This window comes from Rhodoplanes roseus, assembly GCF_003258865.1.
In the GTDB taxonomy this organism is placed as follows: Bacteria; Pseudomonadota; Alphaproteobacteria; order Rhizobiales; family Xanthobacteraceae; genus Rhodoplanes; species Rhodoplanes roseus.
In genome coordinates this window covers 15,050-29,729 of the sequence record NZ_NPEX01000052.1, presented here as the reverse complement: position 1 = coordinate 29,729, position 14,680 = coordinate 15,050, and the positions used below count along the sequence as shown (strand labels likewise).

Annotated in this window: 14 protein-coding genes and 1 tRNA gene; 7 read left to right on the top strand and 8 right to left on the bottom strand. The window is 69.6% G+C overall.

Annotated elements, in window-relative coordinates; all coding sequences use genetic code 11:
* Positions 1-100: 100 nt before the first annotated feature.
* Positions 101-262 (bottom strand): DUF1127 domain-containing protein, encoded by a 162-nt coding sequence (locus tag CH341_RS10220; protein ID WP_111418928.1) that lies wholly within the window; start codon positions 260-262, stop codon positions 101-103.
* A 541-nt stretch (positions 263-803) separates the two neighbouring features.
* Between CH341_RS10220 and CH341_RS10215 the strand changes: the two genes are divergently transcribed.
* The 3 genes from CH341_RS10215 (at position 804) to CH341_RS10205 (ending at position 2,537) form a co-directional block, all read left to right on the top strand.
* Positions 804-1,223: a hypothetical protein gene (locus CH341_RS10215; RefSeq protein ID WP_111418927.1), complete on the top strand. Its 420-nt coding sequence runs from the start codon at positions 804-806 to the stop codon at positions 1,221-1,223.
* 190 nt (positions 1,224-1,413) lie between these two features.
* Entirely contained in the window at positions 1,414-1,896 is a 483-nt protein-coding gene (locus tag CH341_RS10210) for a MaoC family dehydratase (RefSeq protein ID WP_111418926.1), read from the top strand.
* Between the two features lie 188 nt (positions 1,897-2,084).
* Positions 2,085-2,537, top strand: a complete 453-nt coding sequence (locus tag CH341_RS10205) for a hypothetical protein (RefSeq protein WP_146604430.1) — start codon at positions 2,085-2,087, stop codon at positions 2,535-2,537.
* Positions 2,538-2,651: 114 nt separating this feature from the next.
* On the opposite strand, the gene CH341_RS10200 is transcribed toward CH341_RS10205, so the two are convergent.
* The 3 genes from CH341_RS10200 to CH341_RS10190 all read right to left on the bottom strand — a co-directional run bounded on the left by CH341_RS10200 (position 2,652) and on the right by CH341_RS10190 (position 4,024).
* Positions 2,652-3,443: a DUF2189 domain-containing protein gene (locus CH341_RS10200; RefSeq protein ID WP_111418924.1), complete on the bottom strand. Its 792-nt coding sequence runs from the start codon at positions 3,441-3,443 to the stop codon at positions 2,652-2,654.
* A gap of 225 nt (positions 3,444-3,668) precedes the next feature.
* Positions 3,669-3,911, bottom strand: coding sequence for a DUF3222 family protein (locus CH341_RS10195; protein ID WP_245430980.1), 243 nt, complete (start codon positions 3,909-3,911; stop codon positions 3,669-3,671).
* A gap of 37 nt (positions 3,912-3,948) precedes the next feature.
* Positions 3,949-4,024 (bottom strand) — tRNA-Lys (locus CH341_RS10190).
* Positions 4,025-4,186: 162 nt separating this feature from the next.
* Here CH341_RS10190 and CH341_RS10185 point away from each other — a divergent pair.
* Together CH341_RS10185 and recO are read left to right on the top strand one after the other, a co-directional pair.
* Positions 4,187-5,362, top strand: coding sequence for a M20 aminoacylase family protein (locus tag CH341_RS10185; protein WP_111418923.1), 1,176 nt, complete (start codon positions 4,187-4,189; stop codon positions 5,360-5,362).
* A gap of 250 nt (positions 5,363-5,612) precedes the next feature.
* Entirely contained in the window at positions 5,613-6,362 is a 750-nt protein-coding gene (gene recO, locus CH341_RS10180; protein WP_111418922.1) for a DNA repair protein RecO, read from the top strand.
* 752 nt (positions 6,363-7,114) lie between these two features.
* Here the strand turns inward: recO and parC are convergent.
* Entirely contained in the window at positions 7,115-9,367 is a 2,253-nt protein-coding gene (gene parC / locus CH341_RS10175; protein WP_111418921.1) for a DNA topoisomerase IV subunit A, read from the bottom strand.
* A gap of 320 nt (positions 9,368-9,687) precedes the next feature.
* Here parC and CH341_RS10170 point away from each other — a divergent pair, with 320 nt between their 5' ends.
* Complete coding sequence (locus tag CH341_RS10170) at positions 9,688-9,954, top strand: hypothetical protein (RefSeq protein ID WP_111418920.1); 267 nt, start codon at positions 9,688-9,690, stop codon at positions 9,952-9,954.
* A 232-nt stretch (positions 9,955-10,186) separates the two neighbouring features.
* On the opposite strand, the gene CH341_RS10165 is transcribed toward CH341_RS10170, so the two are convergent.
* Positions 10,187-11,245, bottom strand: coding sequence for a hypothetical protein (locus tag CH341_RS10165; protein ID WP_111418919.1), 1,059 nt, complete (start codon positions 11,243-11,245; stop codon positions 10,187-10,189).
* A 247-nt stretch (positions 11,246-11,492) separates the two neighbouring features.
* On the opposite strand from CH341_RS10165, the gene CH341_RS10160 reads away from it, so the two are divergent.
* Positions 11,493-13,121 carry a caspase family protein gene (locus CH341_RS10160; RefSeq protein WP_111418918.1) on the top strand — a complete coding sequence of 543 codons (1,629 nt, stop codon included), beginning with the start codon at positions 11,493-11,495 and terminating at the stop codon, positions 13,119-13,121.
* Between the two features lie 25 nt (positions 13,122-13,146).
* On the opposite strand, the gene CH341_RS10155 is transcribed toward CH341_RS10160, so the two are convergent.
* A complete protein-coding gene (locus CH341_RS10155; protein WP_111418933.1) occupies positions 13,147-13,890 on the bottom strand; it encodes an arginyltransferase in 744 nt (247 codons plus the stop codon).
* A 133-nt stretch (positions 13,891-14,023) separates the two neighbouring features.
* Positions 14,024-14,563 (bottom strand): RDD family protein, encoded by a 540-nt coding sequence (locus tag CH341_RS10150; RefSeq protein ID WP_111418917.1) that lies wholly within the window; start codon positions 14,561-14,563, stop codon positions 14,024-14,026.
* Between the last annotated feature and the right edge of the window lie 117 nt (positions 14,564-14,680).

The following is a 14,680-nucleotide window of genomic DNA, read 5'->3' as shown; positions in this document are numbered from 1 at the left end:
AAAGCGCCCGCCTTGGGGGGCGGGCGACTTTTCGGTGCAGCGGTTCGACGTCCGGCGTCGATGGCTCGCGCCGGCGGACGGACCATGCGGTCCGCCGGGATCAATCGGCCCGGGCGGCGTCCCAGGCGATCTGCTGGATGTCGGCGCGCATGATTCCGATGTCGGCCAGCTCGCGGTCGCCCAGACGGCTCAGCTCGCGCAGGCTCTCGTTGTACTTGCGCCACACCCGGAGCATCCGGACCAGGCTGGAGAAGAGATACATGATAACCCCCGTATTCCACGCGCGAGCCGGTGCCCACGCGATCTTCTTGTTGCATAAATAAGTTGCTGAATCCGTAGGAGAAGACCTCATTTTTGCGGTGCAGCTATTCATCTGCTGCATTGGCGAGCAGCAGGTGCACAATAGAGGTGCAATCCTGCCGGCCGTCGGCAGCGCTGCCTTCCTGCTGATCAGATCCGGCGGGCCCGTCCGGTCCGCGGGTGGCGCGAGAGCGGGCAGGGCTGCGGACTGCCTCACGAATGCACATTCGGATCGCTGCGGTCAGGGGCTTTGAACCCGCTCCCGCGGTGCGCCGACAAACCCACGGGGATGTGCATTCGCCGGACTCTTCGGCGGTGCGAGGGACGATGAACGTCTTCGACAACCAGATCCGCCCGGGCCGGGGCCGTCGCCGACGGGCCCGGCCGCAGCGGCATCGTGCAACCGGTTGCGCCCGGTCGACCGGGGCGCCACTCTGCCTCGCGACATGCCCGAGAATCACGAATGGCCGGTCGGTTGCGCCCGGTCTCACCGGAGGACAGGAATGAATCGTCGCTTGATTGCCTTCGCGGCGGCCGTCGCCGCGATCACGGCCAGCCCCTCCTTGAAGGCCGCTCCGATCGGGGCGGCCGGTGGGCTGGGGGCCGCGGCCGATGCCGCCGCTATCGGCGAGACCGTCCAATACTATTGGGGCGGCAATCGCTACTGCTGGTATCCGGACGGCTGGCGTGGACCGGGCTGGTACCGCTGCGGCTTCTCGTGGCGGCAGGGCTTCGGCTGGGGTGGCCCGATGGGCTGGCAGGGCTGGCGCTACGCCGCGCCGCCGCCGCGCGTCTACGGTCCCCCGCGAGTCTATGGCCCGCCCCGCGTCTACGGCCCGCCGCGTCCGGGTTACGGGCCGGGCCCCGGGTTCCGTCCGGGTCCGCGCCCCGGCCCGCCGCCCGGCCGGCCGATCCCGCGCTGATCGCGTCGGGCCGACCTGTCGACACCTGAAGCCAAGCGGGCCGCCCCTCGGGCGGCCCGTTTTGCGTCGGCGCGCGGCGCGTCGATCCGCGATCCCCGCACTACCACCGGCTGCCGCTTGTCACGGCTCACATCCCGTGATGCTCTCTCGGGCGTCACGCATTGCAGCAACGGCAACCGAGAGTGTGATCATGACCGACACCGTTCTTGAGCCGCGCAGCCTCTATTTCGAGGATCTCGCCATCGGGATGAGCGAGACGCTGGAGCGCACCGTCACGGACGCGGCCGTCCGCGCCTTCGCCGATGTGAGCGGCGACCACAATCCGATCCATCTCTCCGACGAGTACGCGGCCGGCACCTTGTTCAAGTCGCGCATCGCGCACGGCATCTTCACGGCCAGCCTGATCTCGGCCGTGCTCGGCATGCGGCTGCCGGGGCCGGGCGTGATCTATTTCTCGCAGACCCTGAATTTCCGCGGCCCGGTGAAGATCGGCGACGTCGTGCATGTCCGGCTGGAGATCGCCGAGCTGATGCCGGAGAAGTTTCGCGCGCGAATCGCCTGCAGCTGCACGGTCGCGGGCGAGGTCGTGCTCGATGGCGACGCCTGGGTGAAGGTGCCGTCGCGCCTGCCCAAGCCCGACGCGCCGAAAGCCGCCGCCGCGACTTCCGCGTGATCGCGCGAGGTGCCGCGTGATCGCGCGAGGTGTTCCACGCCCTTCACCACGCCCGGGGGCTTAGCACCGCGAGCCACGTATAACGGCGCCCGGCAGTCGCATGAGGGGATTGAATTAGCGGCGCAAAATCATCCGTGTATACTTGCGCGTGCACGAAGGGTTCTGGACTTTTCACGAGGAGGAACCGAATGACTCCTCCACATCCGTCCTGGGGTGAGCTCGCCACCATTCTCAGGATGCGGGGCGGCCGAGGGTACTGCGCGGCGACGGAGCGGGCGCTCGCGCGAGACGAGGCGGTCGGCGAGGCCCGGCCGGACGGCGATCTGGACATCGATGCCGATGTCGACTTCGGCCTCGATCCGGCGAGCAGCGCGGTCGACGATCTTCTCCTGTGCCGGCGCATGCGGGCGCTGCGCCTCGATCCCGACGAGCTGTATTGCAGCGAGCCGCGCGCCTTCGGCATTCTTCGCCGGCTGTGCGCCACCTGCTCGGTTCCGGGCCGCTGCGCCCGGGATCTCGCCGACGAGTTCGCCGATCCGGCCTGGCAGGACTGGCGCAACTACTGCCCGAACGCGACGACGCTGAGCATCCTCAGCGCGCTGCGGGCGTGCGAGCCGGACGAGATCGATCCGGATCGCTGACGGGCTTCAATCGCGGAATGCGGCGGACCGGCACTCGGACGCGGCGCTGCGGCGCCGCGTCCGTTCGTCTTTCTGCTGTGCGCGGCGAGGCCGCCGCGCCTGCTGGCGTGCCCGCTAGACCACGACCTTGCGGTAGAGATGCCAGGTGGCGTGCGCCAGCACCGGCAGCACCACGGCGAGGCCGATGAAGAAGGGCAGGGAGCCGACCGCGAGCGCCACGGCGACCATCAGGCCCCACGCCGCGATGGCGACCGGATTCCGGATCACGGCCCGCACCGAGGTCTCGATGGCGCGCACCGCACCGACGTCGCGGTCGAGCAGCATCGGGAACGACACCACGCTGATCACCAGCACGGCGAGGGCGAAGGCGAAGCCGATGGCGTTGCCGGCCACGAGCAGCGTCCGCCCGTGCGCCGTACCGAACACGTCCGCCAGGAAGGCGCCGATCGATTCGGGCGTGCCGTAGCCGAACAGCCCCTCGTAGAGGCTCTCGGCGACCGCGAGCCAGATGACGAACAGCAGCATCAGGAAGCCGCCCAGCAGCGCGATCGAATCGATCGAGGGATTGCGCAACACCCCGAACGCGTCGGTCCAGCTCACCGGCAGGCCCTGCTCGCGGCGGCGGCTGAGCTCGTACAGGCCGAGCGCCACGAACGGCCCGATCAGCGCGAAGCCGGCCACCAGCGGGAACAGCAGCGGGACGACGTCGTAGCCGAAGCTCAGCCGCGCCAGCACGAGGCCGACGATCGGGTAGAGCAGGCTGAGGAAGATGACGTGGCTCGGCATCGCCCGGAAATCGTCGATGCCGCGCTTGAGTGCGTCGCCGAGATCGGCGAAGCCGATGCGCCGGATTTCCGGGCGGGCGGGGTGGTCGATGGAGCCTGCGAAGACGTGAAGCGTCGACATGCGTGTCCTCCCACGAGACGTCCCCACGGGACGTCGGTTCCGGGGGCGGCGGCCGCGGCTCGTTCCGGCCGCTTCGCATGCGCCGCCCTCGAGAGGACAGGCTAGTCCAAACCCGGGTCACGCGGTTTCACGAACGCGCCAGCACAACCGCGCGCATTGTCGCATCGGGCCTGTACATCAATAGAGGAGGCCGCGAGGTTCAGGACCGTCGACGGCGGGCCCGCCTCACGGGCGCAGCACCTGCACCTTGGCGGTGGCGACGACGTGCTGCGCGATCGTCACCGGGCAGTCCGGCGCGTGCACGATGTCCTCGACCGGGTGCTGCCACGAGACCGACGCCCCGCACAGCTTGCATTTGTTGGCGGCGCCCCCGTCCTCTTCCGAGACGGTCTCGATCGCCGTCTTCAGCAAGGCGGCGGCGACCTTGCGGACGTCCTCGTCGGTGATCGCGGCGGTGATGTCGGGCATTGGCGTGTTCCGGACCGTACGCGTCTTCTGCAATGGGTGGTGAGCCCGCCGGGACTCGAACCCGGGACCCCATGATTAAAAGTCACGTGCTCTACCGACTGAGCTACGGGCTCCTGCGCCGCCGTGTGTAAAGACCCGGCCCGGGCGTGGCAAGTCGGACCGGTCGCGGGCGGTCGATGCATCGGGCGCGACCCGGGGGCGCCGAGCCGTATGTGGCAATCGACCGACCGCCGCGCGATACTGCCGCGAAATCCAGTCGACCGAACGAGGACGCGATGCCGATCGTCAACCGAATCTCCGACCTCCACGCCGAGATCACCGCGTGGCGGCGCGATTTCCACGCGCATCCGGAGCTCCTCTACGATCTGCCGCGGACCTCGGCCGTGGTGGCCGACAAGCTGAAGGCCTTCGGCTGCGACGAGGTGGTTCCGGGGATCGGCCGCACCGGCGTCGTCGGGGTGATCCGCGGCGCCAAGGGCCGCGCCGGATCGCCTGGCAAGACGATCGCGCTGCGCGCCGACATGGACGCGCTGCCGCTCGACGAGATCAACGACCTGCCGTACCGGTCGACCACGCCCGGCAAGATGCACGCCTGCGGCCACGACGGCCACACCGCGATGCTGCTGGGCGCCGCCCGCCATCTCGCCGAGACCCGCAACTTCGCCGGCACCGCCGTGGTGATCTTCCAGCCGGCCGAGGAGGGCGGGGCGGGCGCCAAGGCGATGATCGAGGACGGCCTGTTCGAGCGCTTCGGCATCGACGAGGTGTACGGCATGCACAACTGGCCGGGCCAGCCGGTCGGCCGCTTCGCCACCCGCATCGGCCCGATCATGGCGGCCCAGGACACGCTGCACATCGACATCGAGGGCGTCGGCGGCCACGCGGCGCGGCCGCATCTCGGCATCGACACGATCCTGGTCGGCTGCCAGATCGTCAACCAGATCCAGTCGATCGTGTCGCGCAACGTCGACCCGCTGAAGAACGCCGTCGTGTCGATCTGCCTGTTCCAGGCCGGCACCACCGACAACGTCATCCCGCAGACGGCGAAGCTGCTCGGCACCGCCCGTAGCCTCGCGCCCGAGGTCCGCGACCTTCTCGAGGCGCGGCTGACCAAAATGATCGCCTCGATCGCCGAGGCCTACGGCGCGAAGGCGAAGTTCGAGTACCGGCGCGGCTATCCGGTGCTGGTCAACCACGGCCGCGAGGCGGAGTTCGCCGCCGCCGTCGCCGGAGACGTCACCGGGGCCGACAATGTCGACACCGGCATTCCGCCCTTCATGGGCGCCGAGGACTTCGCCTACATGCTGCAGAAGCGCCCCGGCGCCTTCGTGTTCGTCGGCAACGGCGACAGCGCCGGCCTGCACAACCCCGCCTACAACTTCAACGACGAGGTGATCCCGTACGGCACCTCCTACTGGGTGCGCCTGGTCGAGACCGCGCTGCCGGGGTGAGGGCGCGACGCGCCGCCGCCACGAGGCACGTGCCCCGGACAAGGCGCATCGGGCCGCAGGCCTGATGCACCGCCGAGCCGGGGCCCAGGAGCGGCGCGGCTCGACGTCGCCTTTGGGGCCGCCCCGACCGCGTGTTTGTCGGCCCGCGGCCCCTGGGTCCCGGCTCGCGCAGCAGCGCTCCGCGCCGCAGCGCGTCCGGGACACGAGGCTGAGCCTTCCACCTCGTCGAATCCCGGTCTACATCTCCTCCATGCAGTGGTCCGAGGAAGGCATCGTGCTCGGCGTCCGCCGGCATGGCGAGACGAGCGCCATCGTCGAGCTGATGACGCGGGAGCGCGGCCGCCATCTCGGGCTGGTGCGGGGCGGGGCGGGGCCGCGCCTGCAGGCGGTGCTGCAGCCCGGCAACCGGGTCGCCGCGACCTGGCGGGCGCGGCTCGACGAGCATCTCGGCAACTATTCGGTCGAAGGCGTGCGGCTGCGCGCCGGCAGCCTGCTGGCGCATCCGCACGCGCTCTACGGCGTCGTCCATCTCGCCGCCCTGGCGCGGCTGCTGCCGGAGCGCGACCCGCATCCGATCGTCCACGACGCGCTGGAGCTGATTCTCGACCGCATCGGCGAGCCGGCGCTGGCCGGCGCCCTGGTGGTGCGCTTCGAGCTGCAGCTTCTCACCGAGCTCGGCTTCGGCCTCGATCTCGACAGCTGCGCCGTGACGGGCTCGGATACGGACCTCGTCTATGTCTCGCCGAAGTCGGGCCGGGCGGTGTCGAAAAGCGTCGGTGTGCCGTGGCACGACCGGCTGCTGCCGCTGCCCGCCTTTCTCGCGGCCGACCACGACGAAGCGACGGCCGAGGAGCTGACGGAGGCCTTCCGGATGACCGGCTTCTTCCTGGCGCGGCACGTGTTCGAGCCGCGCGGCACGCCGCTGCCGGATGCCCGGGCCGCCTTCCTGGCCGCGGTGACCCGGGCCCAGGCCCCGACGTGCTGCATCGCGAGCGCCTGAGCGCGGTTCGTCGCCGAGCTATTCTCGCCGTCCGCCAATACCGGAAGGCTTTATTCGCGGTCGCCGCAGCAATACTGCAGTGCAGCGTCAAAAGATTTTAACAATAGTGTGATACCACTGGAGCCCTGGCCCGGTTTGGCCATATCCTGGCCGAATTGCGGAGAGCCGAAGGAACAATCCGGCCTCCAGAGTGTTGTCGGTGGGATAGAAACGTCAGAGGGTCACCATGAACGCATTCGTTCGACGTTTTGTCATGCATTACGGCATCTATCGCCGGTATCCGCTCGCGCGTGTCGACGCCCTGCGGAACGCATGGCGCATCGCCCGGGCGTAGCGCTCTGCCGTACTGAATTGCCGCGAGCCGGAGATGATCCGCTCCCGCTGCGGCCGACGATGACAGGCCCGTCACGGCTCACCGTGGCGGGCCTTCTGCTTATGGACGGCATCTCCTGCGGTGCCTTCGCGTGCGCGTACGATCTCATCTCGTGCGAGCCGTCCCGGCGCATCGGTACTGCGGCGCCCCTCTGCCGCAAGGCGAGCGGAAAGTGGCGCCTGCCCCGCCGGTGAGGCGAGCCCATCATTCGAGACCAGGCTCATACCGCATTCGGCTGATCAGCTCGGGGGTCATTCCGGGGCGGCGCGCAGCGCCGAACCCGGAATCCAGCCGAGACCTCCGAGATTGTCGCTGAATTCCGCGCTCGCGGCTTCGCCGCGCCCCGGAATGACGGCGAACGGATGACCCGGAACCAGTATCAGATCCCGTTCTCGAACTTGCCGCTGCGTGGGAAGCCCTTCGGGGGCAGGCGGCCGGCGTCGGCGCGGTTGCCGCGCCAGTCGGCGAGCTCCTTCAGGCTCAGCGTGAACACGCGGCCTGCCGAGTCGGTCCAGGTCAGTCCCTCGGCGCCCACGAAGGTCTTCACGTCGGTGAGGCCGCCGTCCTTGTAGCGCTGCAGGCGCACCCCGCGGCCGCGGTTCATCTCCGGGATCTGGTCGAGCGGGAACACCAGGAGCTTGCGGTTCTCGCCGATGACGGCGACCTGGTCGCCCGTCACGGTCGCCACCACGCGGGCCTCGTCGGGCAGGTCGACATTGAGAACCTGCTTGCCGCGCCGGGTGTTTGCGACGCACTCGTCCTCGCCGACCACGAAGCCGTGGCCGCTGCGGCTCGCCACCAGGAACTTGCGCCCGCCGACGAACGGGAAGACGGCGACGAGATCGGCCTCCTGCTCCATGTCGATGTAGAGCCGCACCGGCTCGCCGTGGCCGCGGCCGCCCGGCAGCTTGCCGGCCTCCAGCGTGTAGAACCGGCCGTTGGTGGCGAGCACCAGGAGCTTCGAGGTGTTCTCCGCCGGGAAAGCGAACTTGAGCTTGTCGTCCGACTTGAACTGCACGCCGGACAGATCCGTCACGGTGCCCTTGAGGGCGCGGATCCAGCCCTTGTCGGAGACCACCACGGTGATCGGCTCGCGGATCACCATGGCCTCCTCGATGGCGGCCTCGTCGTGGGTCGGCGCCTCGGCGAAGCCGGTGCGGCGCTTGCCGAGCTTGGTCTTCGGCCCGAAGGTGGTGCGCACCTCCCTGATCTGCTCGGCGATGCGGGCCCACTGCTTGGCCTCGGAGCCGACCAGGGCCTTCAGCTCGCGCTGCTCGGCCCGCAGCGCCTTGTCCTCGCCGCGGATCTCCATCTCCTCGAGCCGGCGCAGGTTGCGCAGGCGCATGTCGAGGATGGCGGTCGCCTGCACGTCGGTGAGGCTGAAGGTCCTCATCAGGACGGGCTTGGGCTCGTCCTCGGTGCGGATGATGCGGATCACCTCGTCGAGGTTCAGGAAGGCGATCAGGTAGGCGCCCAGGACCTCGAGCCGGTGCTCGATGACGCCGAGCCGGTGGTTGGAGCGGCGCAGCAGCACGTCGCGGCGGTGGTCGAGCCACTCGCGGATGGCGTCGCGCAGGCCGATCACCTTGGGGATGCGGCCCTGCACCAGCACGTTCATGTTGAGCGGGATGCGCGACTCGAGATCGGTCAGCTTGAACAGCGACTCCATCAGAAGCTCGGGGTCGACCGTCTTGGCCCGCGGCTCGATGACGAGGCGCAGATCCTCGGCCGACTCGTCGCGCACGTCGCCGACCAGCGGCAGCTTCTTGTCGTTGAGAAGCTCGGCGATGCGCTCGACCAGGCGCGACTTCTGCACCAGCCACGGGATCTCGGTGATGACGACGACCCACATGCCGCGGGCGCTGTCCTCCTTCTCCCAGCGGGCCCGGACCCGGAAGCCGCCGCGCCCGGTCTCGTAGGCCTCGGCGATCGTGGTGCGGCTGTCGATGATCAGGCCGCCGGTCGGGAAGTCCGGACCGGGGACGTACTTCATCAGCGCCTTGGTCGTGGCGTCGGGGTGCTCGATCAGGTGCAGGGCGGCGTCGCACAGCTCCGCCGCGTTGTGCGGCGGAATCGAGGTCGCCATGCCCACCGCGATGCCCTGGGCGCCGTTGGCGAGCAGGTTCGGGAAGGCGCCGGGCAGCACGATCGGCTCCTGCTCGGAGCCGTCGTAGGTCGGGCGGAAGTCGACGGCATCCTCGTCGAGCCCGTCCAGCATCAGCCGGGCGACCTCGGTGAGGCGCGCCTCGGTGTATCGCATCGCCGCGGCGTTATCGCCGTCGATGTTGCCGAAGTTGCCCTGGCCGTCGACCAGCGGATAGCGCTGCGCGAAATCCTGCGCGAGCCGCACCATGGCGTCGTAGACGGACTGGTCGCCGTGCGGGTGGTACTTGCCGATGACGTCGCCGACCACGCGGGCGCACTTCTTGAACGCGGCGCCGGGGTCGAGGCGCAGCTCGCGCATCGCGTAGAGCAGGCGCCGATGCACCGGCTTGAGGCCGTCGCGGGCGTCGGGCAGGGCGCGGTGCATGATGGTCGAGAGCGCATAGGCGAGGTAGCGCTCCTCCAGCGCCTCGCGCAGCGCGACGTCGTGGACGTCCGACGGATCGGGGGGAATCAGGGTCTTGGTCATGGGCGCTTCGATAGCCCGCAGGCGGGGCGTGAACAATATCGCCGCGCCGGCGTTTCCGCTGTGGACGGTACCATCGCCCCGCCGGATGAACCCGGGATGAACGATGTTTCCATAATGTTGCTGGGATTCGAGGGCGTTATCCGGGGGCGGCGGCAGCTCGGCCGTCCGACAAGAAGAACGAGACGGAGGACCGCCGACCAGGACTGCGACCCCGGATTGAGCGCTGAATTCGACGCTAGGCTTTTCCCCATGGACAGATCGCCGTTCCCCGCGGCCCAGGCGGGCCCGGAGCGAGCCGGACGGTCGAAGAGGAGAACGAGATGCGTGGACTGATCGTGGCGGCCGTCCTGGCCGCGGGACTGGGCCTCTCCGGCACGAGCGTGTCGGCCGCCCCCATCAACGGGTCCGGGCTTCTGGGTGTCGACGCCGCCGTCGACGTGACGCAGGTCCAGTGGCACGGCCCCAATCGCAGCCACTGGCGCTGGGGCAGCCGCGGCTATGTCCACGGCCCGAACCGCAGCCATTGGCGCTGGGGCAGCCGCCCGCGCTGCCACTGGCGCGGCCGCAGCGTCTGGGGCCGCTGCTGAGCGGCTAGCGCTGGGATCGCCGCTCCTGCGAGGCGGCTGGGCCGGTCCGCGCCAGCGGGCCGGCTTTTTTCATCAGCGGGCCGCATTGCACAGGTTTGTCCCTCATGGTGAGGAGCGCTCCGCAGGAGCGCGTCTCGAACCACGTGGCCACGGCAGTGGCCGCCTCGCCCTTCGAGACGCTCGCTTCGCGAGCTCCTCAGGGTGAGGCGGAAAAAGGCCCAGGCCGTGGGAGCTAACGCTTCTTCCGTCCCTTGCCGCGCAGCTCCTTGATGGCGCGGGGGACCGGGGAGAAGTTCTGCTGGCTCTCGTCGTCGACGACGAAGCAGGCCGCGTGGTTCGCCTCCGGCACGCGCTTGTCGGTGGCGCAGCGGTCGAACACGGCGAGCTCGCTGTCGCGCTGATAATAGTAGTAGGGGGCGATCATGAAGCGCTGCGCGCCCTCGCTCCAGCCGCCGTAGCGGTCGATCTTGCCCTTCAGCTCCGGCGCGACCGACAGGATCATGTCGCGGAAGCTGTCGTCCGTGATGAAGTTGTCGGGGAGCTGGTCGAACGGCCCGTCGAAATAGTTGTTCACCCGCGAGTTGGCGAAGGCGACGCCGACCAGGATCTTGCGCTGCCGCCGGTCGTCGACGAAGAAGCCGTAGCCGGTCCGCTTGCCGACCACGATGCGGCCCGACTTGGCCGGCACGAACTGCTCCGGCACCGGCGCGGTCTCGTCCAGGATGTAGTGGAAGAGCTTCAGCCGGCTGTTGAACACCAGGAAGAAGCGCAGGCCCGACTCGTCGAAGATCGGCCCGACGAACTTTTCGTCCGGCCCGAGCACGCCGTCGGGCGGCTTCACGGCGGTGAGATCGTTGAGCTCGAACAGCACGCTCTTGTCGCGGAACGTGACGCGGTAGAGGAAGCGCTCCACCTTCTCGACCTGCACGTCGTTGGTGGTGTCGAGCGCCACGTGGACGACGTCGGTCTCCTCGCGCCAGTCGGCCAGATCCTCGGAGTAGGCGAAATGCAGTCGGCCCTTGTCGCGGTCGCTGGCGTCGAGCCGGATGTTGCCGTTGTAGGGCGCGCCGTCGTGGACGAAGGTGAAGTAGTAGTAGTTCTCGGTGGGGTAGACCTTCACCCGGTCGGGAAGCTGGCCGAACACCGCCGCGAAGACGCCGATCGGGTTGTCGATCGCGAGCGTGGTTCGCCGCTGCAGTCCTTCGATATAGCTCTGGTTCGTCTGGATCTTCGGCGGCGGCGCATCCTCGGCGCGGGACGGCGTCGCGGCCAGCAGCGCCGCGGCAAGCATTGCTGCGGCAGGTGCGAGACGGGAATATCGGAGCTGTGCGGGCGCGGCGGATCGCCGGAACGCCGCAGGCCGCGGACATGCACGGAACATCGAAGGGAGTCTCCAGGACGGGGTCGCCCCTCAGGTGCGGCACGAAAGTGCGGATTTCTTGACCGTCATCAATCCGTGTGCCGCTTTCCACCGCGACGGTTCGAACCGGACGTGCCGTTTGCCCGACAAGACACCATCAACTCCTGCGAGGTGCGTCATGGCGTGGCGGAAGCTGACGGTCGCGATCACGGCGCTGGGCGCATTCGCCGCCCTGAGCCCCGCGACAGCCGAGCCCCGGATGGCTCTGGTGATCGGAAATTCGGCCTATCAGGCCGTGACGGAACTCCCCAATCCGGCGAACGACGCCAAGGCGATGGCCGAGCTTCTCGCCGCCGCCGGCTTCGAGGTGACGACGGCGCCCGATCTCGGCCAGGCCGAGATGCGGCGGGCCGTCGGCGACTTCGCCGCCAAGGTCGCCGAGAAGGGGGCCGACACCGTCTCGCTGGTGTTCTATGCGGGCCACGGCCTGCAGGTCGACGGCGAGAACTTCCTGGTGCCGGTCGACGCGCGCATCTCGCGCGAGGCCGACGTGCCGCTGCAGACCGTGCGGCTCACCGACGTGATGAACGCGCTCGCCGCGGTGCCGAGCAAGACCCGCATCGTCATCCTCGACGCCTGCCGCAACAATCCGTTCTCCGAGATCAACAAGGTGGTCGGGCGAGGGCTGGCCATCGTCGATGCGCCGGCCGGCTCGATCGTCTCCTACTCGACCTCGCCCGGCTCCGAGGCCGAGGACGGCAGCGGCGCCAACAGCCCCTACACGGGTGCGTTCCTCACCGTCGCCAAGGATCCGGGCGTGCCGATCGAGCAGGCGTTCAAGCGGGTGCGCTACGCCGTGCACCAGGCGACCGCCGGCCGCCAGACCCCGTGGGAGAGCTCGTCGCTCACCGCGGATTTCGCCTTCTTCCCGGGCGTGGCGACCTCCGCCCCGGTGGTCGCGACCTCCGCGCCGGTGGTCGCTGCGACCGACACCAAGCCGCCGACCGGAGCGGCGGGCACCGGCAAGCCCGGCGCCGGCCCGGCCGGCCAGCAGGTCGCGGCGATCTCGCCGCGCGGGGCAGGGCGCTCGGTCGACTCGTGGCGTAGCGAGCTGCGCACCAAGTCGCAGTTCGAGGCCTACGAGCTGGTGGTCCGCGACGACACGCTGGAGGCCTACCAGGCCTATCTGCAGCTCTTCTCGGCGGCGCCGTACCAGACGCGGGTGCGCGAGATCGTCGAGCGCCGCAAGGTGATGATCGCCTGGTACACGGCCGTGACCGTCAACACGCCGGGGTCCTACGAGCTGTTCATAGCCCAGTATCCGGGCACGGACCTGTTCGGCACCGCCCAGCGGCTGCTCGGCCGGGCCGCCAACCGGCAGATCGCCATCGCGACGCCGGTCGCGGTCGGCCCGGTGTGTCCGCCCGCGCCGGTGCCGGCCGTGCAGCCGACCAAGCGGCGGGCCGACAGAAGCGAGAAACCCGAGAAGACCGAGAAGCCGAGCAAGAAGGGCCGGCGGACCGCGGTGCGCGACGACGGACCGCCGCCACCCCCGCCGCCGCCCTCGTCCGGTCCTCCCGTCTCGATCGGCGTGATCGGCATCCCGATCGGCCCGATCGGACCGCGGCCTTACGGGGGCGGTCCGGTGGTTCGACCGGGCGGCCACTCGCACGGGCCGGTCGGCCCGAGCGGCGGCATGCGCGGCACCCCGACGGGTCCGGTGCGCGGCAGCAGCGGTCCCGTGATGCGCGGCGGCCCGACCGGCGCGCCGATGCAGCGCGGCCCCGTCGGCTTCGGCTTGCGATAGGAGAGAGGAAAAGCCGAAACGGCTTTCAGCGCTCGACGCGGTCCCAGCCCTCGGGGCCGAGGCGTTCCTGGGGCAGGAAGCGGGCCTTGTAGTCCATCTTGCGCGAGCCGCTCACCCAGTAGCCGAGATAGACGTAGGAGAGGCCCATGGCGCGGGCGCGGGCGATGTGGTCGAGGATCATCACGGTGCCGAGCGAGCGGTGGCTCTCCTCGGGCTCGAAGAACGAGTAGACCATCGACAGCCCGTCCTTGAGGACGTCGGTCAGGCTGACGGCGAGAAGCTCGCCGCGGCGGCCGAAGCCGCCCTCGCCGCCGCGCCGGCGATACTCCACCAGCCGCGTGTCGACGTGGCTGTCCTCGATCATCATCGCGTAGTCCAGCACCGTCATGTCGGCCATCCCGCCGTCGTGGTGGCGGGCGTCCAGATAGGCCCGGAACACGCCGTACTGCTCGGAGGTCGGCACCGCGACCCGCATCTCGCCGGCGATGTCCTGGCTGCGCTCGAGCACGCGGCGCATGTTGCGGGTCGGCTGGAAGTCGTCGACCACGACCCGCACCGAGACGCAGCCGCGGCAGCCCTCGCAGGCCGGCCGGTAGGCGATCGACTGGCTTCGGCGGAAGCCCCCATGGGTCAGCAGGTTGTTGAGGTCGCCGGCGCGCTCGCCGACCAGATGGGTGAAGACCTTGCGTTCCTCGCGGCCCGGAAGATACGGGCAGGGCGACGGCGCCGTGAGGTAGAATTGCGGCGTGTCGCGGGAATGCTGGGTCACGAGGCCCACCCCGCGCCGGAGGGCGGATCGCGCCGCTCCGTCCGCTCTGGTCGTCCCGTCGGTTCCCGCACTCCCCGCGGGGCGCCGCAGCCGGCGCTCACTCCGAAGCCCATCGCGTTCAATCGCCTGGCGTTCAATAGCCGAACCCGGCCGCACGCAGGCGACGGGCACGCTGCTCGTTGTTGATCACCACCGTGCCGAGCAGGATATCATGGAGCAGGCGCTTGCGGTGATTGAAAAAACACACCAGCAGCACGAGCGGGGACAGGGCCGAGACCGAGACCCAGAACACCACCGCGTGGACGGCGCCCAGCACGAAATAGGACGGTGCCCCGTGGGCCGTCCGCATCTGCAGGTCCACCATGCGCATGCCCAGCGTGGCGGATTCGGGCCCGCCCAGGGTGGTTCCGTAGTATACGAGGGCCCACACCACGCTGGCCGGACCGAGCAGCCAGTACAGCCCCCAGCCCAGCCCCAGCGTCACGATCCCGAACAGAAACACGAAGATCGCGAACGCGGCCACCGGAATGAACAGGATGACGACGTCGATCATGAACGCGATGACGCGGCGGGGGAGCACACCCTCGAATCGCTCCGGCTCCGCGAAGGGGTCGAAGGGCTGTCGCCGGTCGGCGAGCGGGTCACCGGTCCGATCGGACTGCGCGTATGTCATGCTGCTCCCCGGCGCGGGCCTCCGTGGCCGCGGATGCGGCGACGGCAGGGGCCCGAGGCCTTCGAGATGGCCGTCCGGCCGGGTCCCCGCAAGAGGCCGCGGCGCCGCGGCCCTCGG

Bases quoted from the DNA above. Each gene is read 5' to 3' on its own strand.
- CH341_RS10170 (WP_111418920.1), top strand. From the start codon at position 9,688: ATGCGTGGACTGATCGTGGCGGCCGTCCTGGCCGCGGGACTGGGCCTC.
- recO (WP_111418922.1), top strand. From the start codon at position 5,613: ATGCAGTGGTCCGAGGAAGGCATCGTGCTCGGCGTCCGCCGGCATGGC.
- CH341_RS10160 (WP_111418918.1), top strand. From the start codon at position 11,493: ATGGCGTGGCGGAAGCTGACGGTCGCGATCACGGCGCTGGGCGCATTC.
- CH341_RS10195 (WP_245430980.1), bottom strand. From the start codon at position 3,911: ATGCCCGACATCACCGCCGCGATCACCGACGAGGACGTCCGCAAGGTC.
- CH341_RS10220 (WP_111418928.1), bottom strand. From the start codon at position 262: ATGTATCTCTTCTCCAGCCTGGTCCGGATGCTCCGGGTGTGGCGCAAG.
- CH341_RS10205 (WP_146604430.1), top strand. From the start codon at position 2,085: ATGACTCCTCCACATCCGTCCTGGGGTGAGCTCGCCACCATTCTCAGG.
- CH341_RS10200 (WP_111418924.1), bottom strand. From the start codon at position 3,443: ATGTCGACGCTTCACGTCTTCGCAGGCTCCATCGACCACCCCGCCCGC.
- CH341_RS10210 (WP_111418926.1), top strand. From the start codon at position 1,414: ATGACCGACACCGTTCTTGAGCCGCGCAGCCTCTATTTCGAGGATCTC.
- CH341_RS10185 (WP_111418923.1), top strand. From the start codon at position 4,187: ATGCCGATCGTCAACCGAATCTCCGACCTCCACGCCGAGATCACCGCG.
- CH341_RS10165 (WP_111418919.1), bottom strand. From the start codon at position 11,245: ATGCTTGCCGCGGCGCTGCTGGCCGCGACGCCGTCCCGCGCCGAGGAT.
- CH341_RS10215 (WP_111418927.1), top strand. From the start codon at position 804: ATGAATCGTCGCTTGATTGCCTTCGCGGCGGCCGTCGCCGCGATCACG.
- CH341_RS10150 (WP_111418917.1), bottom strand. From the start codon at position 14,563: ATGACATACGCGCAGTCCGATCGGACCGGTGACCCGCTCGCCGACCGG.
- parC (WP_111418921.1), bottom strand. From the start codon at position 9,367: ATGACCAAGACCCTGATTCCCCCCGATCCGTCGGACGTCCACGACGTC.